Source organism: Paenibacillus piscarius, assembly GCF_022234545.1.
GTDB lineage: Bacteria > Bacillota > Bacilli > Paenibacillales > Paenibacillaceae > Paenibacillus_AQ > Paenibacillus_AQ piscarius.
Genome location: NZ_JAIEUI010000016.1, coordinates 34666 through 58793 on the forward strand (window position 1 = coordinate 34666; position 24128 = coordinate 58793).

The 24128-nt window shown below is 49.1% G+C and carries 23 protein-coding genes; 22 read left to right on the plus strand and 1 reads right to left on the minus strand.

The window, feature by feature from the left end:
- Positions 1-22 precede the first annotated feature (22 nt).
- From K1558_RS22400 to corA, 11 genes are all read left to right on the plus strand, one after another.
- Complete coding sequence (locus tag K1558_RS22400; RefSeq protein WP_238653899.1) at positions 23-799, plus strand: DODA-type extradiol aromatic ring-opening family dioxygenase; 777 nt, start codon at positions 23-25, stop codon at positions 797-799.
- 170 nt (positions 800-969) lie between these two features.
- Complete coding sequence (locus K1558_RS22405) at positions 970-2070, plus strand: DUF3048 domain-containing protein (RefSeq protein ID WP_238654088.1); 1101 nt, start codon at positions 970-972, stop codon at positions 2068-2070.
- 204 nt (positions 2071-2274) lie between these two features.
- A complete protein-coding gene (locus K1558_RS22410; protein ID WP_238653900.1) occupies positions 2275-2892 on the plus strand; it encodes a DUF47 domain-containing protein in 618 nt (205 codons plus the stop codon).
- Positions 2893-2905: 13 nt separating this feature from the next.
- Positions 2906-3895: an inorganic phosphate transporter gene (locus K1558_RS22415; protein ID WP_238653901.1), complete on the plus strand. Its 990-nt coding sequence runs from the start codon at positions 2906-2908 to the stop codon at positions 3893-3895.
- 303 nt (positions 3896-4198) lie between these two features.
- Positions 4199-4927 (plus strand): amino acid ABC transporter ATP-binding protein, encoded by a 729-nt coding sequence (locus tag K1558_RS22420; RefSeq protein WP_238653902.1) that lies wholly within the window; start codon positions 4199-4201, stop codon positions 4925-4927.
- A 43-nt stretch (positions 4928-4970) separates the two neighbouring features.
- Positions 4971-5813: a glutamate ABC transporter substrate-binding protein gene (locus K1558_RS22425; protein ID WP_238654089.1), complete on the plus strand. Its 843-nt coding sequence runs from the start codon at positions 4971-4973 to the stop codon at positions 5811-5813.
- Between the two features lie 176 nt (positions 5814-5989).
- Entirely contained in the window at positions 5990-6631 is a 642-nt protein-coding gene (locus tag K1558_RS22430; RefSeq protein ID WP_238653903.1) for an amino acid ABC transporter permease, read from the plus strand.
- 27 nt (positions 6632-6658) lie between these two features.
- Entirely contained in the window at positions 6659-7309 is a 651-nt protein-coding gene (locus tag K1558_RS22435) for an amino acid ABC transporter permease (RefSeq protein WP_238653904.1), read from the plus strand.
- An 87-nt stretch (positions 7310-7396) separates the two neighbouring features.
- Positions 7397-8689, plus strand: a complete 1293-nt coding sequence (locus K1558_RS22440; RefSeq protein ID WP_238653905.1) for an ATP-binding protein — start codon at positions 7397-7399, stop codon at positions 8687-8689.
- A 3-nt stretch (positions 8690-8692) separates the two neighbouring features.
- A complete protein-coding gene (locus K1558_RS22445) occupies positions 8693-9595 on the plus strand; it encodes a response regulator (protein ID WP_238653906.1) in 903 nt (300 codons plus the stop codon).
- Positions 9596-9848: 253 nt separating this feature from the next.
- Positions 9849-10808 carry a magnesium/cobalt transporter CorA gene (gene corA / locus K1558_RS22450; RefSeq protein WP_238653907.1) on the plus strand — a complete coding sequence of 320 codons (960 nt, stop codon included), beginning with the start codon at positions 9849-9851 and terminating at the stop codon, positions 10806-10808.
- Positions 10809-10862: 54 nt separating this feature from the next.
- On the opposite strand, the gene K1558_RS22455 is transcribed toward corA, so the two are convergent.
- The gene (locus K1558_RS22455; protein WP_238653908.1) at positions 10863-11429 is read right to left on the minus strand and encodes a tyrosine protein kinase; all 567 of its coding nucleotides are present in this window, start codon (positions 11427-11429) and stop codon (positions 10863-10865) included.
- Positions 11430-11801: 372 nt separating this feature from the next.
- On the opposite strand from K1558_RS22455, the gene K1558_RS22460 reads away from it, so the two are divergent.
- The 11 genes from K1558_RS22460 to K1558_RS22505 all read left to right on the plus strand — a co-directional run bounded on the left by K1558_RS22460 (position 11802) and on the right by K1558_RS22505 (position 23922).
- Positions 11802-12092, plus strand: a complete 291-nt coding sequence (locus tag K1558_RS22460) for a YerC/YecD family TrpR-related protein (protein ID WP_019913624.1) — start codon at positions 11802-11804, stop codon at positions 12090-12092.
- A gap of 2 nt (positions 12093-12094) precedes the next feature.
- Entirely contained in the window at positions 12095-12865 is a 771-nt protein-coding gene (locus K1558_RS22465; RefSeq protein ID WP_238653909.1) for a sirohydrochlorin chelatase, read from the plus strand.
- A gap of 138 nt (positions 12866-13003) precedes the next feature.
- Positions 13004-13897: a diacylglycerol kinase gene (locus K1558_RS22470; protein ID WP_238653910.1), complete on the plus strand. Its 894-nt coding sequence runs from the start codon at positions 13004-13006 to the stop codon at positions 13895-13897.
- A 387-nt stretch (positions 13898-14284) separates the two neighbouring features.
- Positions 14285-15793, plus strand: a complete 1509-nt coding sequence (gene rlmD / locus K1558_RS22475; RefSeq protein ID WP_238653911.1) for a 23S rRNA (uracil(1939)-C(5))-methyltransferase RlmD — start codon at positions 14285-14287, stop codon at positions 15791-15793.
- 464 nt (positions 15794-16257) lie between these two features.
- Entirely contained in the window at positions 16258-18057 is a 1800-nt protein-coding gene (locus K1558_RS22480; RefSeq protein ID WP_238653912.1) for a hypothetical protein, read from the plus strand.
- 118 nt (positions 18058-18175) lie between these two features.
- Entirely contained in the window at positions 18176-18511 is a 336-nt protein-coding gene (locus K1558_RS22485; protein ID WP_238653913.1) for a transposase, read from the plus strand.
- Positions 18454-18765, plus strand: coding sequence for an IS3 family transposase (locus K1558_RS33205; protein ID WP_420800462.1), 312 nt, complete (start codon positions 18454-18456; stop codon positions 18763-18765). Before K1558_RS22485 ends, K1558_RS33205 begins: the two co-directional genes overlap by 58 nt.
- Positions 18766-18801: 36 nt before the next feature.
- Entirely contained in the window at positions 18802-19326 is a 525-nt protein-coding gene (locus K1558_RS22490) for an IS3 family transposase (protein ID WP_238653914.1), read from the plus strand.
- 150 nt (positions 19327-19476) lie between these two features.
- Positions 19477-20169, plus strand: a complete 693-nt coding sequence (locus tag K1558_RS22495) for a hypothetical protein (RefSeq protein ID WP_238653915.1) — start codon at positions 19477-19479, stop codon at positions 20167-20169.
- A gap of 313 nt (positions 20170-20482) precedes the next feature.
- Complete coding sequence (locus K1558_RS22500) at positions 20483-21499, plus strand: AAA family ATPase (protein ID WP_238653916.1); 1017 nt, start codon at positions 20483-20485, stop codon at positions 21497-21499.
- A gap of 2 nt (positions 21500-21501) precedes the next feature.
- The gene (locus K1558_RS22505) at positions 21502-23922 is read left to right on the plus strand and encodes a S8 family peptidase (protein WP_238653917.1); all 2421 of its coding nucleotides are present in this window, start codon (positions 21502-21504) and stop codon (positions 23920-23922) included.
- The last annotated feature ends 206 nt before the right edge of the window (positions 23923-24128 follow it).

The window sequence follows — 24128 nt, forward strand, 5'->3', positions numbered from 1 at the left end:
CTGGGAAGGAGGCTCTCACCCTATGAAATTACCGGCATTTTTTATTGCGCACGGCTCTCCGATGCTGGCTCTTGAGGATAACGACTACACCCGGTTCCTCCAGCGGCTGGGCGCTGATCTGGGGAAGCCCCGCGGCATTGTAGTGTTCTCGGCCCATTGGGACAGTCCCGAACAGCTGATTACAGTGGACGCACAGCATGAAACGCAGCATGATTTCTATGGATTCCCGGAGGAGATGTATGAGCTGGCTTACCCTGCACCGGGCGCCCCCGAGCTGAGTAGCCGGATCTCCGCACTGTTCAGGGATCACAATCTTGCCCATCAGCCCGTACTCGGCCGCGGCCTGGACCATGGGGTCTGGGTGATCCTGAACAAGATGTTCCCCCAGGCGGATATTCCTGTTGTGGCCTTATCCGTTGATTCGCTCCGTTCGCCGGAGGAGCAATATAACATCGGCCGGATGCTGGCCCCTCTGCGCGAGGAAGGCATCCTTCTGATCGGCAGCGGAGGCCTGGTGCATAATCTCCGGCTGCTGAAGCAGGATGACCAGCCGGAGCCGTGGGCGATGGACTTCGACCGCTGGATTGCGGAGAAGCTTAAGGCCTGGGATCTTCCCTCCCTGTTTGCCTACGAGAAGCAGGCTCCGCATGTCAGGGAGGCTGTGCCGGCTTACGGCAAGGAGCATTTCATTCCGCTCTTCTACGTGATGGGCACGGCCGATGAGGGCCGGCAGGCACAGCTGATGATTCAGGCCTACCAATACGGAACGCTCAGCCTGAACTGCTGGATGGTTGATTAAATACACAGAGTGAATGATGGGATACAGCCGGTGAAGGGCTGTATCCTTTTTTGTACTGCCGGTTATTTTGTTCTGAATTGCTGGTGCTACGCAGACAAACTCTGCCAGCTATGCTTAAATGAAAGATAGCGAGCCTGACCAATCCATTTAGGAGGAACAACGTGCCCATAATGATGAACCGGTCTCTATCCTGTCCTGTATATGTTCTTGTCCTTGCGTCTGTGCTGCTCTCGGCCTGCGGTAATCAGCAGGCTGTCACCAGGTTTGCACCCACAGCAGCGCCTATAGCTACAGCAGTACCTCAGCCCACAGAAACGCCACAGCCTACCCCGACGGTGACGCCTGCACCGCCGGTATCCGGCTTGACGGGCCTTCCCACCGAAGAGGACAGCCTGCCCCGGCCGCTTGCGGTCATGATCAATAATGCCCCGGCTGCCCGGCCCCAGTCCGGAATCAGCGAAGCGGATATTCTCTATGAAGTGCTGGCGGAGGGCGGCATCACCCGGCTGATCGGCATCTTCCAGAGCCATACCGGCGTGGTGAAGATCGGCCCGATCCGCAGCATCCGCCCGTACCTGCTTGATATCGGTGAGAGCTACGGGGGCATTACTGTCCATGCCGGAGGCAGTCCGGCTGCCTACGCAATCCTTCAGCGGGAGAAGAAGGCGGACATGGACGAGATTGGCCGGGCGGGTGCTTATTTCTGGCGTGACAAGGAGCGCAAAGCCCCGCATAACCTGTACAGCAACGCGGCCAAGCTGCGGGAGGGGGCAGCGAAGCTGGGCTACGCGGAGAGCGTGAAGGCCCCGGCGCTGCTGTTCAACGATCCGGATTACGTGCCCCTGGAAGGCGAGACTGCGCTGGAATTCGAGGTTAACTTCCTGCTGAAGAGTTACACGGTAGGCTACCATTATAATGCGGAGGAGCGCACGTATGAGCGCCAGGTCAACGGCAAGCCGCACCTGGATCTGAATAACGGACATGCAGTAGCGGCGGCGAACGTCATCGTGATGGGGGCTGACCATAAGGTGCTGGATGATGTCGGCAGACTTCAGGTGGATACGGAGCTGGGCGGCGAGGCCCTGCTGTTTCAGCGCGGGGTTGCCGTATCGGGCAAATGGTCGCGCGGACCCGGAGACATTATCCGGTTCGTGAAGCAGGATGGCAAGGAGGCGCTGATGTACCCGGGAATTACCCATATTCTGATTGTGCCGAACAGCCCGCCCTTCAGCAGCCATGTGACTGTAACGCCTGTACCAACATCCACTTGACCTCTTGTATATAAATTGCTCATTCAGATGATTATTTTCGCAATTCGGGGGAATTGTTATTATAGTGCGAAAAAGTTCGGTTTTTGTCTTCTATCCCTTGAGTCGATATGATAAGATAACAAGGGTTGTCATTCATTTTCATGCGGTTTACATGGGATGACTGCATTTTTTCAGGGCAATTTTATGTAAAGGGGTCTTAGGCTAATGAAGTTGAGAAAAAAGGATATATTCTTTGAGACGCTGGAAAATATGGCTGACACCATTGTTCAGGCGGCAGACTACTTCGCTCAGAATATCTCGACTCTCCAGGGCAATGTGGAGAACTTCGCCGGGGAGATGAAGAAATACGAATCCCAGTGCGATACTTACACGCACACTGTCATTAAGGAATTGAACAAGACGTTTATCACACCGCTGGAGCGCGATGACATCATGGATCTGATCACAAGCATGGACGATGTCATTGATGGTCTGGAGGCCTCTGCCTCGCGTTTCTATATGTATAATCTGCTGGATGCGGATGAGTATATCATTCAATTCGCCGAGATTCTCCGCCAGAGCGCGTATGAGATCCAGAAGGCCGTTCACCTGCTCTCCCAGAAGAAGCTGCTGGCTATCCGTGAATACACGATCCGCCTGAATGACCTGGAGAACCAGGGTGACGAAGTGCTGCGTATCTGCACCAAGGCCCTGTTCGAGACCGTGAAAGACCCGATTGAGCTGATCAAGCGCAAGGAATTGTATGAGCGGTTGGAGACGACCACGGATAAATGTGAAGACGTAGCCAACATGCTGGAATCGATCATCATGCGCAATTCTTAAGGGGCTCTGAAATATGGATACATCGATATATGTACTCGCTTTTGTCATCTTTCTTGCGCTGGCGTTCGACTTCATCAACGGGTTCCATGACACGGCCAACGCTATTGCCACTTCGGTCTCCACACGGGCGTTGAAGCCGCGCACAGCGATTATGCTGGCGGCGTCCATGAACTTTGTCGGCGCGTTAATGTTCACCGGTGTTGCGAAGAAGATCGGGGGAAGCATCACTGACCCGACCCTGCTGAATAACGGGATAGACATTGTGTCGGCGACGCTGATCGCAGCGATTATCTGGAATCTGGTCACCTGGTGGCTGGGGATTCCCTCGTCCTCCTCTCATGCGCTCATCGGCGCTCTGGCCGGTGCGGTCTACGTAGGAGCAGGCACAGAGCATATTAAATGGAACGGATTCATTGAGATTGTGGAGGGGCTGATCTTCTCTCCGCTGATCGCCTTTGTGGTCGGTTATATCGTAATGACGATCCTCAAGTGGATCTTCGCGAAGCGCAGTCCGCATACCGTGAACAAGGGATTCCGTTCGATGCAGATCGTGACGGCCGCCCTGCAGTCGTTCACCCATGGTACGAATGACGCGCAGAAGGCGATGGGGATTATCACCTTTGCCCTTGTAACCTCGGGACGGCTGGATACGATGGAGGTTCCGCTCTGGGTTAAGATCGCAGCGGCTACGTCGATGGCGCTCGGAACATCAATCGGCGGCTGGAAGATTATCAAGACAATGGGTACTAAGATTTTCAAAATCGAGCCGATCAACGGCTTCGCGGCGGATATTTCGGCGGCCTCGGTTATTTTCACAGCCACGCTGCTGCACCTGCCGGTAAGTACAACCCATGCGATCACCTCCTCGATCCTCGGGGTAGGCTCAGCGAAACGCTTCTCTGCCGTGAAATGGGGAGTGGCCGGACGGATCGTCGTTACCTGGTTCATTACCATTCCGATCAGCGCCTTGCTGGCGGGAATCATCTTCAAGCTCTTCTTCTAGAACCGGAACAGAATAGATAGCCTGGACAAGATGTCAGAAGCCGTGATGGGCTGAGGACATCTTTTTTTGTGTGTTTTGGCATTAATCAAGAGAGGAATGTCACAAAAAGTCACAACAACCCGATAAAAAACATTAATTGGCGTTAAAAGAAAAAGAAATACATAACATAACTAAAAGAAAATAACATTATAGAATTGATTTTTACATAGTATTGTGTAGGATTCGGTAGTCTCTACAGTAAGGTTTGATTTAAGTGTTACTATTGCTGACAAACAGACCGGGGAACTAAAGGAGGCCTAGCCGTTGATCGACTTTCATCAGGTAGACAAACATTATGGACAATTCCATGTATTGAAGGGCATTGATCTGCATGTTGAAGAGGGGGAGGTAGTTGTAGTAGTCGGTCCATCCGGCTCGGGCAAAAGCACCATGCTGCGCTGCATCAACCGGCTGGAGACCATCACCAGCGGCGGATTAACCGTGGATGGTATAACTGTAAATGACCGCAAGACGGATATCAATACCCTGCGCAAGGAGATCGGGATGGTCTTCCAGCACTTCAATCTGTATCCGCACAAAAAGGTGATCGACAATATCACGCTTGCGCCCATCAAGGTGCTGGGACTGAGCAAGGCGGAGGCCGAGCAGACCGCGATGTATTATCTGGAGAAGGTCGGGATTGCTGACAAGGCAGGCGCGTATCCTTCACAGCTCTCCGGCGGACAGCAGCAGCGGGTTGCGATTGCCCGGGGGCTGGCGATGAAGCCGAAGATCATGCTGTTCGATGAGCCGACTTCGGCGCTGGACCCGGAGATGGTCGGGGAAGTGCTGGACGTCATGCGCGCCCTGGCCCGCGAGGGGATGACGATGGTTGTTGTGACCCATGAGATGGGCTTCGCCCGCGAGGTGGCGGACCGGGTGATCTTCATGGATCAGGGGCAGATCGTGGAGGAGGCGGAGCCGGAGAGCTTCTTCGCCAGCCCGAAGGAAGAACGGACGCGGACTTTTCTCAGCCGGGTGTTAAGCCACTAATCACTATAAATATACAGGAGCAAGGGGAGGAAACGAAATGAAGATGTCAAGAAGCTTCAAAATGGCAGGAGCGCTGCTGATTGCGGCCATGCTGGTGGTCTCGGGCTGCGGGAACAACAAGGAGAACAATACAGCAGGGGGCAACGCCTCAGGAGGAGCTGCAACGGATTCCAAGGCAATTGCCAAGATCAAGGAACGCGGCAAGCTGCTCGTAGGCGTGAAGTACGACACCCGGCTGTTCGGTCTGAAGGACCCGGCAACGGGCAAGGTGGATGGCTTCGACGTCGACATTTCCAAGGCGATCGCCAAAAAGATTCTGGGCGACGAGAACGCTATCGAGCTGAAGGAGGTTACCTCCAAGACCCGTATTCCGATGCTGAATAACGGTGAGATCGATATGGTGGTGGCGACCATGACCATTACGGAGGAACGTAAGAAGGAGGTCGACTTCTCCGATGTCTATTTCCAGGCCGGCCAGTCGCTGCTGGTGAAGAAGGGCAGCCCGATTACAGGGCTTGAGAGCGTCACGAAGGATACGAAGATCCTTGGCTCCAAGGGGGCGACCTCAATCAAGAATATCAAAGAGAAGGTGCCGGGCGTAACGGTGCTGGAATTCGATAACTATCAGGATGCGTTCAGTGCGCTCAAGGCGGGCCAGGGGGATGCGCTGACTACGGATGATGCGATCCTGTACGGGATGGCTTCACAGGACCCGGGCTTTGAGGTGGTCGGGAAGCCGTTCACGGATGAGCCTTACGGCATCGCGGTCCAGAAGGGCAACACCGATGTCGTTCAGGCCATTAATGATACTCTGGCTGAACTGAAATCGAACGGGGAGTACGATGCGATCTATACGAAATGGATCGGCAAGGCACCGGCCCAATAAGCATATCTTTTAAGCATAGGCTTTTCTTCATAATCTGCCTTGTATTTCTTGTAGAAACGGTACCGCCTTTTCTAAGGACGGCAAAGCCGTTTCTACTTGTTTGTACGAAGAATAACAATAAGGCTGGCCTGTGAGGAACGGGCTCCTCTAACCCATAGCAAAGGCAGGTGAACATCATGGATTTCTCAATTTTAACGAATTATTTCGGGCTATATATGGAGGGCTTCTACGGGACGCTGCTGTCCAGCGTGCTGGCCCTGATCGGCAGCTTCCTGATCGGTGCAGTGATTGCTGTCTTCCGTATAAGGGGGCTGCGCTGGTTCGGCGCGGTGTATGTGGAGTTCATCCGCAATATTCCGCTGCTGCTGGTCGTGTACATTTTCTATTACGGGCCCTCGGCGCTGGGCTTCACGCTGGACGGCTTCAAGGCCGGGACGATCGGGCTCGCCGTCTACACCTCGGCCTTCATCGCTGAGGCGATCCGGGCCGGAATCCTGGCGGTTCCGAAGGGACAGATGGAGGCCTCGCGTTCCTCCGGACTCAGCTACATACAGACTATGCTGCATATCATTCTGCCGCAGGCGATCAAGCTGGTGATTCCGCCGCTCGGCAACCAGTTCATTAACCTGATTAAGAACTCATCGGTCCTGACATTGGTGGCGGGCCTGGACCTGATGTACTTCGCGGACGGGATCTCCACGGAGACGTACCGGACCTTCGACACCTATATCTTCGTGGCGGTATTCTATCTGGTGCTGACTCTTCCGCTCAGCTATGGCGTGCGGGTATGGGAGCGCAGGCTGCAGCGCAAGTATTAGGACATTTGAACTTGAAGGAGGGATCATATGGATTTCGCAGGTGCGTATTCCGCTGATAATCTGAAGTTTCTGCTGGACGGGTTGTATATTACGCTGATCGTTGCTTTTGTCTCCATAATCCTCAGCTTCCTGATCGGCTGTATTATAGGAGTCATCCGTTACTCGGAAGTGCGGGTCTTGTCACCGGTAATGTTCTATCTGGTTGAGCTGATCCGCAATCTGCCGCTGCTGCTGATTATTTTCTTCATCCGCTTCGCCCTGCCGGAGGTCGGGATCAAGCTGGGTCTGATTACGGCGGCGATAGCGGCGCTGACGATCTTCGAGGCGGCGATGATTGCCGAGATTGTCCGCGGCGGCTTAACCTCCATCGATAAAGGGCAGATTGAGGCGGCGCGGTCGTCAGGATTAAGCAATATGCAGACCTTATGGCATATCGTGCTGCCGCAGGGGCTGCGGCGGATGGTGCCGCCGCTGGTCAGCCAATTCATCTCCCTGCTGAAGGACACCTCGCTGGCTGTCGTCATCTCGCTGCCGGAGCTGATGCATAATGCCAACATCGTCATCGGGCACAGCTACAGCTATGCCATTCCTACGCTGGCATTGGTTGCCGTCATCTATTTCGTGGTCAATTACCTGCTGTCGCTGCTCTCCAGACGCCTGGAGCACCGGACAGTATAATCTGCCCCCGATGGAAGGTATGGCATATTCAAGCAGGTGCAGCTATGTTAGTATAGTTGTCATCATCTCTAGGCGGGAGCAGTGGCGATGGGAGCATCTATTCTGAGAATGAAGGCTGTGCAGATTCTGCTGGTCGCTGTCATCACAGCGGTGGCCGGGGAATTCAAAATCAATCCGTTCGACGGAGATATCTTCCGCATTGCTATGGGCAGCAGCGCCTTTCTGCTGTGTCTGCTGTTAATGCGGCAGCTGCCGTATATTATTACCGGGATGGTTACGGGTGTAGTTGTGCTGCTGTTCCGGACGGTGATGGACGCGGCGCTTGGAAGCGGGCTGACGCTGGAGGGAAGTCTCAGCAGCCATTTCTCGGCGATGATCTATTATATGGTGTTCGGCCTGCTGATGAGTGCCATCAAGAGCCGTATTGATTCCTTCCATCCGCTGGTACTTGGCGCGATTGCTGCCCTGATCGATCTCCTGTCGAATGAAATGGAGCTGCTGGTCCGGCTGATTGTACTGGATTCGGCAACGTTCCGGCTGAACGAGTGGACGTATCTGATGGCGATAGCGGTCTTGCGTACGTATTTCACCACCGGGGTCTACAGCAGCATCTGGGTCAGCCAGCTGCGGATCAGGGAGCGTGAGCAGAAGGAACGCATTGAACAGATGCTTGGCTTCGGCTCAGGCCTCTACGGCGAGGTGTTCTACCTGAAGAAATCCATCGGGACACTGGAGCAGGTAACGCTGAACAGCTTCGGGCTGTACCGCGAATTGAAGGACGGGGAAGACACCCGGTCCTACAGCCGCCAGGTGCTGGGGATTACCCAGCAGCTTCATGAAGTGAAGAAGGATTCGCAGCGGATACTTGCCGGGCTGGTGAAGCTGGTGGAACGCGGCGAGGTTACCGGCGATATGCCCTTGCCGGAGATCGTGCGGTTCACGGTCAAGAGCAACACCAAATATGCGGAAATGCTGGGCAAGCGGATTGACTTCCAGACCCATATCACCGCAGGTTATACTACGGACAGCTATATTCCGCTGCTGACACTGCTGAACAATCTTACCGCTAATGCGGTGGAGGTTATTAAGGAAGCGGGAACGATCCGTCTGGATGCTCATGAGCAGGACGGGCTGACGGTATTCACTGTGACGGACAGCGGTACAGGCATTCAGAAGCGTGATCTGGAGCTGCTGTTCGAGCCGGGCTTCACGACCAAATTCGATGATGAGGGGATCGCCGCCACAGGGATCGGACTCTCTCATGTCAGGGATATTGTCCAGCTGTTCGGAGGAAGCATTACCGTTCAGCCGAAATCAGAGTCCGGAGGAGCGATGTTCCGGATTACGGTGCCCAGTGCCAAGCTGCGGAAGGAGGAATAGAGGATGCCGCTATCTTTCTGTATTGTGGATGACGATGCATCGGCCAGAAGAATGCTCCAGCATATTATTGAGGACAGCGGGCTGGGAGAAGTGACGGGGACCGCAGAGAGCGGGCAGGAGGGAGTGGCCCTGATCCTGAGTGAAGCGCCGGATATTGTCCTGATGGATCTGCTGATGCCGGACCAGGACGGCATTGAGACGATTCTCTCGCTTCAGGCGCAGGGCTGCCGTTCCAGGTTCGTAATGATCTCGCAGATTGAGAATGGCGATCTGGTCGGCCGCGCTTACCGGAGCGGGATTGAATTCTTCATCCGCAAGCCGATTAACAAGATTGAAGTTGAAGCTGTGCTGTACAAGGTGAATGAGCGGTATGCGATGGGCCGCTATCTGGATGAGATCAAGCTGACGCTCGGCAAGCTGGAGGGGCTGCAGCTCGGCCTGCCGCAGATGCCGTCCGGCAAGCGTACCGTCAAGGAGATTGTCCAGCCGATCCTGATGAACATGGGCATGATCTCGGAGAACGGCAGCCGCGATATTATTACCTTGATGGAGCTGGCGGCCGCCGAAGGGAACAGGGGAGGCCTGCCGCCGCTGAAGGAGCTGTATGAACGGGCGGCTGCTCTGTACAGACCTGTGCCTGCGGAAGCTGCCAGAGAGGTCAAAGCGATTGAACAGCGTCTGCGCCGCGCATTGGCAGCGGGCCTCGCCAATCTGGCCTCGATCGGTCTGACGGATTACGGTAATCCGAAGTTCGAGCATTATGCGCCGCTGTATTTTGATTTCGAAGAGGTGCGGCTGAAGATGAAGGAGATTGAACAGGGCCGGGATTCCGGCAAGGTGAAGGTGAATATCAAGAAGTTCCTGCAGGTGCTGCACCTGGAGGTGCTGGAAGGGTTGGGCCGCTGAACGGGCGGACAGATCAGGCAGACTGAATAGGTTAGATGAAGCTGAAGAGACCTCCGGAACCGCCGGCCAGCGGACTGGCGGTTATTTTTTTGGCAGATATATATGTTTTGGGGTCCCCGCGAAGTACCTGAGTCATCACCTACGCTAAAGCTTCACTTTGTGGGGTTATTTTGAAGAGACATGCGGTACAATGGTAGGAAGCAATCGCTCAGTCCGGTTGCGCATAGCAGGATAGGGCGGGAGGACTTATATTATGATACGGACACTTGCGGTAACCCATACGGGGGAGGTGCTGACGGACCTGCCGCTTCAGAGCATTGAATTGGACAACTACGCCTGGATCTGGGCGGATTTCGCTCTGCCGACAGAGGAGGAGACGCTGGTGCTGGACACCTATTTCCATTTCCACCCGCTGGCGATTGAGGATTGTATGCATGTGCTGCAGCGGCCGAAGCTGGATTATTACGAGAACGTCCAGTTCTTCGTGCTGCATTCGCTGAATGAGCATACGCTGGAGGCGGAGGAGATCGACCTGTTCCTCAGCACCAAATTCCTCGTCTCCTATCATCATCAGGCGAAGCCGGAGATGGATGAAGCGTGGGAGATGGTCCAGGCGGAGATCCATAGCCGAAAGGGCTGGTCCGGCGGGCCGATGGCCGCCGCGTACACGGTGATGGACAAGCTGGTGGATCAATATTTCCCTTCGCTGTATGCCCTGGAGGATGAATTGGCGGATCTGGAGAGCCGGGGCGGCAACGAATCGGTAGAAGAGCTGATGAGCCAGGTGTTCAATGTGCGCGGAAGGCTGCTGAAGCTGCGGCGGACAATTGTGCCCATGCGGGACCTGATGTACCGGATTGTCAATTCCCAGCATGTGCAGAGCAATGGCGAGGAACGGGTCTACTTCGGCGACATCTACGATCATCTGCTGAAGCTGACCGATATGATTGAGGCAGACCGGGAGATGACCGCTGATCTGCGGGACAGCTACATCTCGCTCAACTCCAACCGGATGAATTCCATTATGAAGACACTCACGGTGATCACCACCGTATTCATGCCTCTGACGCTGATTGCCGGAATCTATGGGATGAACTTCAGGGTGATGCCGGAGCTGGAGTGGGGCTACAGCTATTATGTGGTGCTGCTGATCATGCTGTTGCTGGGGGGCGGGATGTTTGCCTGGTTCCGGCGGAGCGGCTGGTTTAAGTAAGCAGCCTCCGGCGGTAAGCCCGTTCTGCAAAAAAAGCCTGTGAAACGCCGCCGTTTAGGAACGGCGGCGTTTCACAGAGGAGGGACCCCCGGATTTGCGGTTTTTGGAGGTATGTTTGCGGCGCTTCGCAGCGGGGCGTCTTTTTTTGCGCCGTCTGGGGGTGTAGAGTGCGGCATCCTCTTCTGCGGCAAGCGCTCCGGACCCTTTACCTTTGCCGAATCCGCCCATAACCAGCTTCACCATCGGCGCCATCTGCTGGAAGCCCTGCACGACCTTCTGCACCTTGCCCATGGAGTTGACGATTCCATCAATTCCGCCTAGACGGTCCACAATGCCCTTAATCTGCTCCATGTTCGCCAGATTGCCGAGGTTGCCAAGGTTACCAAGCCCCCCCAGCAGTCCGCCGGCCTTCGGAGCCGCCGCCTCGGCAGCAGGAAGAGCGACCGCCGTCTCGGTGACTTCAGCCCCATAGGCAGGCAGGATCTGAGGCTCCCCGGGAAGCGGGGCAGGTGTATAGGCAGAAAGGCCCGGATAAGGCGACTGCGGATAAGGCGGCTGCGGGTAGGGCTCCGCCAGAGAACGTCTCTGCTTAGGGGAATGATTATAGTAATGCTCAGGCATAATATCACATTCCTTCGTTAGTGTTTGCTATACTGTATGTCATGGGCGAACAGACGGTATAGACGAATGCCCGGGTCACCGGGATACCAGCGGAAAAGGGCGGATGCCCAGAAGATTCATGCTGGAAGTGAAGAAAACGTGTCCATGCTTGATTTCGTGCGGTTTTGTAGTACTATGAGTAAGGCGGTCAACCTTGGGGGAACGGGGGAAAGGGCGGTTAACCGGATTAATCGTGTGCGCCTGGGGTGGACGTTTGTCCATCATTTTCGTTCTTTACAGCGTGAAATCGTTAATGCTTGAAAAATGTGCTACAGTACAATATAGTAGAGGCAAGATAGTCGCTCACAGTTCATGTTTAGGGGATGATAGACGATGCAGCTAAAGAAGCTGAACGATAAAAGTATCGATCAATTATTTGAGGCTATTTTAACATTGAAAAATATGGAAGAATGCTATGTATTCTTTGATGACCTGTGCACCGTGAACGAGATCCAATCGCTCTCGCAGCGCCTTGAGGTGGCCCGGATGCTGGGCAAGGGGTCTACATATAATCAGATTGAAGCAGAGACAGGCGCCAGTACGGCGACGATCTCCCGCGTGAAGCGCTGCCTGAACTACGGCAATGACGGTTATAAGCTCACGCTGGAACGTCTGGGGCGCTAATTATGGTTCCGGGTGTGCTGGTCATCAGTCACGGCTCCCGCGATCAGAACTGGGTGTCGATTGTTGATGAAGCGGTGAGCGGGTTATCCCTTGGGGAGGACCTTCGGTTGGCGGTGTCATTCCTTGAGCTGGTTGAAGGACGATTGATTCAGGATGGTATAGACGAGCTTGAACATGCAGGGGTCACAGATATTATTGTGATCCCCTTGTTTGTGTCCTCCGGCAGCACGCATATCGATGAGATAGCCTATGCGCTGGGGGCGAAGCCGGTTCCTGAGCGGGAGACCGATCTGGAGCCGTTCCGGGTGACTGCGCGGGTTCACTTCGGCTATCCGGTGGACGATGACCCTGATATCGCGCAGATGCTCTGGGAGAAGACCCGGGAGCTGTCGCAGCATCCGGGGCGGGAGGTCCTGCTGCTGATCGGACACGGCAGCAGGCATGAGGGCTTCCGGCAGCGCTGGGAGCGGGGGATCTCCTCGCTCGCGGCGCGGGTCCGGGAGGTCAGCGGGCTGGCCGCCGCCGATTACGGGCTGCTGAACCCGGACAATGTGCGAAGCAGAGTGGAGCACTGGCAGGCGCAGGGGTATGAGGTGCTGGTAGCTCCGTTATTTTTGAGTGAGGGTTATTTCACTAAGGTAGTGATTCCGCAGCGGCTGCAAGGGCTGGAGTATGCATACTCCGGCGAGACGCTGCTGCCGCATCCGCTGCTGCCGCGCTGGATCGGACGGCAGGTGGAAGCTGCGCTGGTGCAGCTGCGGAGCCGGGAGTAAGCAGCATTATTCTGCACTTTGGACTGGAACGAAGCGTATAATATACTGCTTGCCGGGTGCCCGGGCATTGCTTGTGGGCCCCTGAATTGGGTATAATCAGTAAAGTTATCCATTATATAAACAGGTGGCGTTCCAGCAATGAAAACTGCGAGATTGATTTATAATCCCACTTCTGGACGGGAAGAAATGAAGAGACGACTCGCCGATATTCTGGACCGGCTGGATGTGGGCGGAATTGAGGCCTCTTGCCATGCTACAACGGGAGAGGGCGATGCGACGGCCGCTGCAGCCGAGGCTGTTCAGCGCGGCACTTATGATCTGATTATAGCTGCCGGCGGCGACGGTACGCTTAATGAAGTAATCAATGGGATGGCGGAGAAGCCGAACCTTCCCCCGCTCGGCATTCTGCCGCTGGGGACTACGAATGATTTCGCCCGGGCGATGGGCATTCCGAAGAATTGGGAGGATTCCTGCGATCTGATTCTGCGCCAGGAATCGCGCCTGATTGACCTCGGAAAGGCCAATGACCGTTATTTCATTAATATAGCAGGCGGCGGTCAGCTGACGGAGCTGACCTATGAAGTACCCAGCAAGCTGAAGACGATGATGGGCCAGCTTGCCTATTATCTGAAGGGGATCGAGAAGATGGCCAGCCTTGCTCCGCAGGAGCTGTACATCCGCGCCAACGGGCAGGAGATGATCCACGATGAGTTCATGCTCTTCCTGATTGCCAATACGAACTCAGTCGGCGGCTTCGAGAAGCTGGCCCCGGGGGCGCGCATTGACGACGGCCTGTTCGACGTCATCGCTGTCAAGAAATGCAATCTGGCCGAGTTCATCCGGCTGGTGCGCCTGACGATCCGCGGGGAGCATCTGAATGACAAGAAGGTGGTCCATTTCCGCACGGATGCCATGGAGGTCACCTCTCCCGGCCATGTCCTGTTGAACCTGGACGGTGAGAACGGCGGCGCTCTGCCGGGCAACTTCAGCGTCCTGCCGCAGCACTTGCAGATTTTCGCGCTGAATAATTAGTTGAGCGGCGGTGGCAGTGGGAGAGGTGTGCTGGGGTAAAGCATCAACGGTTATGTGACGGGCGGGGGATTGAGGCGAGGCGTGATGGATGGGTCTGAGTTGTGAGTATACTATGGCGAATTGCTGTGTTTGCGGACTCAGCGGCGCTTATTTATGCCAAAAGCCGTCTTGTGACAGCTAAGCGGACTCCAGTGACCTTATGTGCGGATATTGAGCTCAAAAGTGTCTTCTGGAGATGAAATAAGCGCACTACAGTCCGCTTTGACTCCAAATTTGTATCTTTTCAAGTAAATAACGGTTTCACAGTCCGGCCAGCTTCATATGATGACGACCTTAATAATTAACCTGATGAATAGTGAAGAACATGAAAGAAGTGAACCTATAGCTATGAGTAAATACCGCAGCGGGCGCAGTGGAAGCCGCCGGGAACAAGCACCGGCCGCTGTCGCCGGACTGCCTGTGAATAAGAATGACGAGGTCCTGCTCGATATTATTGGCATGACCCATGAAGGTGAGGGGGTAGGCCGCGTTGAGGGCTTTACCCTTTTTGTGCAGGGTGCGCTTCCCGGGGAGAAGGTCCGGGCCAGGGTGCTGAAGACCAAGAAGCAGTACGGCTATGCCAAGCTGATCGAGCTGGTACAGGCCAGCAGGGACCGCATTGCGCCGCCCTGCCCGATCTATGATCAATGCGGCGGCTGCCAGCTGCAGCATATGGACTATAGTGCGCAGCTCGCGTGGAAGCGGCAATTAGTGGTGGACAACCTGCAGCGGATCGGGAAGCTGAACGTTGCGGGGGCGCCAATCAGAGGCGCGGAGAATACGCGCGCGGATGCTGCGGAAGCAGGGAGTTCTCAAGTCCAAGACGAAGGCATCCGTGTGCTGCCTACCCTCGGAATGGACGAGCCCTGGCGCTACCGCAACAAAGCCCAGGTGCCGATCGGGGTTACCGATGGCGGTCTGGTCGGCGGCTTCTATGCCCGGGGGAGTCACCGGATCATTGACATGGAGACCTGCCTGATTCAGCATGAGGACAACGACAAGGTCGTTGCCACCGTCAAGAGCCTTGGCCGTGAGCTAGGCATCACCGCTTATGATGAAGAGACCGGCCGTGGACTGCTCCGTCACGTCGTGGTGAAGAAGGCGTTCCGCACCGGCCAGATGATGCTGGTGCTGGTCACGAACGGCCGCGATATCCCGCATCTGGACGCCTGGCTCGGCAGCATCCGCGGGCAACTTCCGGCAGTGGCAAGCATCTGCCAAAACATCAACACTCAGCGGACCAATGTCATCTTCGGCAACGATACCCGCGTCCTTTGGGGCAGCGAGGTTATCTATGACTATATCGGAGAGGTGCAATTCGCCATCTCGGCGCGTTCATTCTACCAGGTGAACCCGGCCCAGACCGAGGTGCTGTATGGCAGAACGCTGGAGTATGCCGCACTTACCGGCAAAGAGACCGTAATTGACGCCTACTGCGGCATCGGCACCATCTCCCTGTTCCTGGCCCAACATGCGGATCAGGTCTACGGAGTAGAGATCGTCCCCGAAGCCATTGAGGATGCTCGCGCCAATGCCAAGCTGAACGGCATGAACAACGTGAAATTTGAGGTCGGCGCCTCGGAGGATGTTATCCCTGCCTGGAAAGAGCGGGGCATCACCCCGGACGTCATCGTCGTCGATCCCCCGCGCAAGGGCTGCGACCCGCGCCTGCTGGAGACGATCCTGCTGATGCAGCCGGAGCGTGTCGTCTACGTGTCATGCAACCCGTCCACCCTGGCTCGCGATTTGCGGTTGCTGGAGGATGGGGGGTACAAGACAGTGGAGGTTACTCCGGTGGATATGTTCCCGCATACGGTGCATGTGGAGTCGGTGGTATGGATGTCACGAATGAAATAGCAGGTACGAGAAAAGTTTTGTAGAGAAAAGGGTTTTCGGGTTTTTGGGGTTGGACCCCCTGACCTCGAATACCCTTTTTTATTGCTTACGGGAACATATTGAAACAAGCCTTAAACCTTGTAACAGAGCTATTTGGATGTCAGTTGTTTGGTAAAGAGCAGGTTAGATGTGGGGTGTTCGTGAGTTAGCGGGTTGGATGGAAATTATTTAAATCTAATTAAACAACGTGTGTGGCTTGAGTGTAAACAGGAACAGTTCCGAATATTGAATGTAGACAGATTGACAATTTATTCAAGCGTGATATAATTTGAGCAAATGCAGTGCTTCAATCTAACTATTGCTAGATTGAATTTCTACCTATTGGTTAGAATTGCGCTAGAGATAGGCCGGAGATAAAACGGTCATGTCCAGTGCGGACATGGCTTTTTTGATTGAGGACTGCAATAAACAAGGAGGTCCTTAGCATGGTTAATGTTCTAACAAATGATGCTGTTTTAAAGGTGTTAGCAAGACGCATTGTGCTGGCGTACTTTGGTGGGACGAAGGGAGGTAAAACTACTGGAATTGCTGCGTTAACGAAAATTCCAGATGTAATAATAGATTTAGCTTCTGGGGATGACGGAAGAACAAAAACTACTGTACAATATCATATTGTATCAAATGAACAATTATCAGATATTTTGGTTGAAGATATAGAAATCTTTGAGCAGAATATTGTTGGGTCTATAACTGGCGATATCCAGAAATACAATGAGCAACTAAAAAAAGAACCCGTGCTTAAGAAGGTTCTTGGATTGGAACCACTTGCTGAAGGAGATGATGTTAGAAAATACGTTTCTGGACACATGAAACAGTTTAAAGGCACTACTCCTTCGATTGAAAAATTAAAGTTACTAATGTGCTCAGAAAATATAGATCGTTACATAAGAAGAATAACATTAGCGGTTCCTGCACATTCGGATGTTGCTGATTATATAATAAAGAATAGAATTGACTTGTTTATTAGAGATACAAGAGGATTGCTAGATATCGCATTGGATTCTAATAACGGCAAGGAACAAAGCCCTCGAACTCTGAGAGAGTTAGGACTTGAAGGTCTGGATGGAATTGTGTTTTTTTGCGCAGAATCATATCCAAATATAATTCAGGAATTATATCATGATACATTTAAGAGTGTATTTCAATCGGTTCCAGTATTCTTAATCGCAAGAGATAATATGATGTTCAAAATTTTCAATATGAACAGTCAGCCAACTAATTATGAAAATGTGGAAAGTTTGATCGATAATATCCAGCAAGGAAGAAATACTTTTTATACAGATATAGAAGAACAATATTTCCTTAATACATTTGCACTCATGGAAAAATTCGATATTACTTCATTTGATTCAGTAGTTAGAAGTTATAGATTTAAAGATACGTTTTTTAATCAGCAGAAAGTTGAATTTTTATTACCATCTTGTGCATCACTAAAAAGCTTATCAGTATCGAAACTACATTCTAGTATGTCCAATGGAAACATTTCCACTCAGCCTGATTTTATATTTTATCAAACTATAGCAGTTGTATCATGTATTAAAATGCTAAAAATGATTTGTCATTTACAAGAAGGTATGAGCTCAATACTAAAATCAGGTCTGGCATCTGATTGCTTATGGAATGTATGTCTTGAACCTGTTAATATGAATTCACTTGAAAAGGATTTCTCTAGATACGATAATTACCATACGTCATATGATGCTACTTCTTATGTAAAACCACAATTTACGACTATATCAAAAGGCCGAATCGAACAGGACATTGATGATGAAACAGTTGAGCTTCTTGGATCACGTGGTGGAATTACGACAACGAACAATGGTAAACTGCGTTATCCGACTACGGCAGTGACAGCAGTTACTTCAAGACAATGGATATCAAAATTAATATCAAGCATTACAATTAAAGGTAATCTTACGAATCCAATTACCAACGAAGAGTTGTTTCCGGATTTGCAAGGGAATATGAAGGCACAAGAAACCCTATTACAAAAGGCATTGTATTACATCTTATACAAAAGATATACTGATGTGAATGCTACAATCCAGTACTATTTATTGGTAGATAGAAATAAAGTAGTAGATGGTATTCTAAGAAGACGAAATGCCAGAAATACTTCTTTCACATCATTTATTGAGGTTATTAGAAATGTCGTTGAAGATTTCTGCGATGATGTAAGGACTTCATACGATATATCAGAAGTGTATAGAAATTCAAATGATTGATTAATAGTTGTTAGTGGATCGAACAAGGTACCCTACGCCAAATTGAAGTGCACCCCTTAGAATAGACATTGGAAAAAACCCCCTGGTTATTCCGATGAAATCTAAGGGGTGCATTTTTATGGCGTTTCAAGGGCAGAAGCTCAAACAATATTCAGAAGAACTGAAGTTAGAGGCGATTCGGCTTCATGTGGAAGAGAAATGGACATACCGGGAAATCAACGAACATCTGGGCATACAGGACAAAGACCGAATGAAGCGGTGGATGCGGAAATACCGGGAACTCGGAGAGTATGGGCTGTTGGATCAGCGGGGTAGGCGGGAAGAATATATCGATCAAGACCGGTATGTTCAAAAGCTCAAGCGGGAGAACGACATGTTAAAAAAGTGCTTGGAAATATGGATACAGGAGGTAAGGAAGAACGATTTAAGCTCATCGAGAAAGCGGCAGCTCTAGGGAAAGTGTCGGAACTGTGCCAACTTTTTGGCGTCTCCAAAAGCAGTTACTATGCCTATTTGAAGCGAAGGGGAAACGACCGTGACGCCGAAGCTAAACAACAAATCCGTAGAGCCTACAGGCGTTACGAAGGAAAATACGGATACCGCCAGCTCCAATTGTTCTTGTGGCAGGATGACGGTATTTGGATGAACCACAAGAAGATTCTGCGCCTCATGCAAGAACTCGGGCTTCAGGCCAGGATTCGCCGTTAACGCAGGTTGAACGGCACGTACTAAGCGGGAGAACGTGTGGCAGAGAACCTACTGAAGCGAAACTTTACAGCAGCGAAACCCAACCAGAAATGGGTAACGGATGTGACCCAATACCGTGTAGGTGTACGCTGGCTGTATCTTTCCGCCATAAAAGATCTGTTCAACAACGAGATTGTTGCCTACCAACTGAGCAAACGTAACGACAATGAGCTGGTTCTACAGACGTTTGCCAAAGCCTTTGCAAAGCAAAAAGACGTGACCGGATTGGTCGTTCACAGCGACCAGGGATTCCAGTACACGTCTCATGCCTACCACGACATGCTGCCAAAGGTTAGCGCCCAAATCAGCATGTCACGCCGGGGCAATTGCCTTGACAATGCCTCTATGGAGAGCTTCTTCTCGCATCTCAAAACGGAAGGAATCTATCCTTATGATATCCGAAAAATGGCTGAGGCACAAAGAAGAATCGAGAAATACATACGATTTTATAACCGAAGACGACCACAACGTAAATTAGACAAACTGACGCCAGTAGCTTACCGACGCCAGTTTGCTGCCTAGGTGGTTTTTTCAATGTCTACTAAATGGGGTCCTGACCAGGGGCTCTTGGTGCTTTTTGTATATTCAGGGCAGGACAACGGGAGTCATCTGTAGAATATTGTAGTGCAAGAAGTTGGTAAAGAGGGAATTGAATAGGGGAGTGTTCAATTAATGTCTTGGCGTTCAGTAATGAAAGGTTTAACTAAAGGCTTCAATTTAGTAATATCGCTTGGATGCATTCTTGCATTGATTATTATTGTAATAACTCAATTTGTTCTAAATGACGTCCCTGAGTATTTTAGAGGTGGGGCAAATTTGGGTAATGTTTTGTTCAATATTAGTATGTCATATTTGGTAAGTTATATATTTTATGTAATAGTTGCATATTTACCTGAAGAGAATAAAAAGACGTATGTTCGCAAACATGTAGATGCTCTTGTTAAGGATATAATTAAGTATAATAACACGCTTAAGGATAACATGAAGCGCCAAACTGGTAATACTGCAAATATGAATAATGATACTGATATTATCAATGTAATGTCGCAAATCCAAACAAATGCAACAGCTCCAATTGTAGCTTTTGTATCAGGAATTTCATCATTCAACTGGAAAGAATACCTAGAGTTAAACAATAATCAAGTAGTAAATAAATGCAATGGTTTATTTGTCTACATGCCTTATTTAGATCCTGAATTAGTTCAGTTGTTAAGTGATTTGATATATAGTAAATACTTCAATCAGTTAGACTTACTCAGAGGAGTACCCACTAATCCAAGGACAACAATTGGTTATTTAAGTACGACCTACGTTGTGTACAATAACGTTATAACAAAAATAGAGGAATATACCAGCAAAGCTTAACCTGGACGACGCGGATACAACCATCTTAACAGTCAAGTAAAGAAAACTATTTATACCTGTCTCCAATTTAATGTATTCTCCCATTGAGAAGTTCATTGGGGGAATATTTTTTTGAGATTTTATATAGATAGAATCACATTAGAAAAACATTGAGTCTTTTGGAGCATTAGCATACACTAAATACAGTAAACCCTCTTTAAATAAAAGTGCAAAATTGGGGGATCCTAGTTATATACTCAGTTTATCCAAGACGACGGGTTTATGGAATGATTCTATAAAACAGTATTGGAACGCTTGTAGGAAGGAGGACCATATGACTACAAATGAGATCATTAAAAGATTATTTTTAGCCTATGCTAAGCAAGACAACGAAGAATTTTTGAAGATTGCTGATGAATTCATTGATACGGAAAAGCAAAAAAAACATAACATTGCTGCAAAACAATTAAAGGAGGCGTTATATTCTCCGACTAAATCCAATAAGACTGTCCATGATAGTAATCGTTTTAGGGCGAATATCCCAATACCGAGAGACAATGATAGTGGATTCCCTTTATTAGAGATTAGAGAATATAACTACTCTTGGGAAGAACTTGTGATTTCTCCTGAAAAAAGAGCAATCTTAGAGAACATTTGTAAAGAAATTCGTTTGTCTGATGTTCTAGCGACGTATAATTTATCGCCTACACGTAAGGCGTTATTTTGCGGATTACCTGGAACAGGTAAGACATTTACCGCTAAACTATTAAGTTCAGTAATGCAAATTCCGTTAGTTTATATTAACTTTGATGCGATTATCTCATCTTATTTAGGGGAGACTGCTACCAATCTAAGAAAGGTATTTGAATTCATTAAGAATGGTATGTGGATTGTACTATTTGATGAGGTTGATATTATTGGTAAAAACCGAGATGATCACCATGAGAGTGGTGAAATAAAAAGAGTTGTAAATAATTTTCTGCAGATGATTGATAATTTTGATGGAGACAGTTTAATAATATGTGCTACAAATCATCCACATATTCTTGATCCTGCAATCTGGAGACGCTTCGATGAGATTGTAACTTTTGAATTACCTTCAACTGAAGAGAGACTTTTGTTATTAAGACAATTTCTAAAGCCCATAAAGAAAGACTCCAGTATTGATTGGGAAATTATGAGTAAAGAAACTGAAGGGTTTTCTCCTTCGGATATACAGTTGATGTGTAAAGAAGCATTGAAACGTGTGATAGTCAACAACAGGGATTTATTAACCTCCAATGAAATGAACTATGTCTTATCACGTTTCAAAGAACGCTTCATTCTAAAGCAGACTAGTTGGAGGTTATAGTTATGGATAATCGGAATCACTTGCCCTTGCCGGCATACACTAATGAGCTTCCTAAAAAAGCTGAGAGCAGGCAGGGGGGAGGTTTTAAACCTTTAGGCAATCGAAACAAAGTATTATATCATCAAGAGAATATTAATAAAGCTACTCAGATTGCTACTTCATTTGCTGAAGTAAAGGAAAAGTTTAGAGGGAATATAAATCCTAACCTTATATATAGAATTAAGGTGAATCAAAGTGTTGACATTACAAATTTTTCAAATATCCTAAACGCTATGGGTGGTTTAACTATTCTTTCTGTAGCAGACAACAGGAAAGGATATTGGGTTGTTTTTGCTGATGATAAGGAGCTTAATGTATTCAAGGAGAAACTTGCACAGTATAGTGGAGTGGTTCCAAATGGACATAAATATGATTTCTTTAATGCAATTGATGGGATAGAGGATATTCCACTTGAAGAAAAAATTGGTGAGTCAATTCTTGAAGATCCACTGACGGAAGGGCAGACTTACCATTTAAACATAGAGCTTTGGAGAATGGAAGATGAACAGATACATAAATTTATTAGAGAACTAGAGGAGAACTATAGAGGAAACCAATCTTTTAGAATAAATGATAAGTTGATTATGCGTTCGTTTGTATTACTAAGGGTTCAAATGAATAAGAGTATCTTTGATGAGATCATTAGCTTAAAAGAAATAGCAAGAATAGAGAGACCGATGTTGCCATTATTCAATATTTCAGATCACAGGCAGATTGATATATCTGAGGTTGAAGTAATCGCCCCTCCGGATAATGCTACAGGAATTTTAGTTGTTGATTCAGGAATTATATCTAATCATCCACTTTTAGAGAAGGCAGTTGGAGATGAACAGAATTTCCAAAGTGGAGAACGTGAAGGGCAAGATATTGTCGGTCATGGAACAGCTGTAGCAGGAATGAGCATTTATAATGATTTAGAGACAAGTATTCATGAGCGGAAATTCCAACCCACTAACTGGTTATTCTCAGCTAAAGTTATGTATGGAGAAACTGATTTTTACGGAAACGTTACTCCTATCTATGATGAAACAAAATTACTTGAGAATCAATTAAATGAAGCTATACGAGTCTTTTTGGACAATCCTGACAATAATATAAAAGTTGTAAATATATCCTTCGGGAATAGCTATGAAATTGTCGGGTCTCGAAACACACGACAGTTTCCCTTAGCTAACCTAATAGACGAACTTGCTCTAGAATATAGGGGAGTTGTATTTGTTGTTTCTACAGGTAATCAGAAACCTGTTAATTTTTATGAATTAGAAGATATGATTGAGCAATATCCTAAATTCATGGTTGAGAATCCTGATTTTAAAATTATCAATCCGGCTACTGCTGCACTTGCTCTAACGGTGGGATCGATTGCACCTGCGGTTAGAATAGCAAATTACAGAGCAGAAGAAGAAATATGGAATCCTATTGCTAGAGAGGCAGAACCATCTCCATTCTCAAGAGTTGGATTTGGGATTAATGGTATGATCAAACCTGAACTTGTTAATCATGGCGGAAATCTCATACTCCGAAAAAATTTTAATAGAGTAGTTGAAAATGTCGGTGGAAAAATGACTATTCTATCAAATAAGATTACTGAATCCTTGTTTGGATTCGATACAGGAACTAGCTTTTCAGCGCCTAAGATATCGAACATAATCGGACAGATAGCTAATAATTTTCCTAATGCTTCAGCAAACTTTTTGAAAAATTTGTTATTACAGTCGACTAGTGTAACACCCGTTCCTAATATGAGGTACACACCTTCTAAAAACGATAAAGCCAAGTTACAGATGACTGGATATGGAATGCCGAACTTAGATAAGGCTATGTATTCCCAAGATAATAGAATTGTCCTATTGGACGAGGGTGTAATCGGAATAAACAAAATTAAAGTATACACAGTTAATTTGCCTAATTCTTTCTTTGTTACGCCTGGCTCAAAGATCTTGTCAGTAGTGTTGACGTTCGATCCTCCTGTTCGAGCAACTCGCGGAGATAGCTATTTAGGAAATCAAATGGAATTCAAGCTGTTTCACACAGTTAATCCAGATGAAGTAGTTAGTCAATACGGCGTAATCAATTATAATGGTGATGAAACAGAAGACAGCACACCTCCGTTACTTAAACCATACGAGGTAGTTCTAAAACCTGGGGTGAATTTAAGGAATAAAGGCTGCCATCAAAAGGCATGGCGTGTATTTACAAGAGAGTTAAAAGTTCCTTTACAGACGCCTATCACACTTGTTCTAAGAAATTTAAATAAATGGATTCCAGATCCAGACCACAGTCAGAGTTACTGTATTTCGTTAGTTGTAGAACACGCCGCAATAATTGATTTATATAGTACAGTAAGAACAGAAGTTCAGGAAAGGGTTCGCACTAGACAGTAAAGTTGATTTATAGGAATAAAGCAGCCCCACTCCCTATATGGGACTGCCTTATTCAAAAACTTAGTCTAAACTCTCGGGTTAGGCATCCCCTTAAATGTTATTGTATGTGTTGACTTTGCTTACTCCACACATGTGGAGTCGGTGGCGGTGCTGGTTAAGGACAGACCCGATGTGCAATTGATGTAAACATCCAGCAAATATGTAAG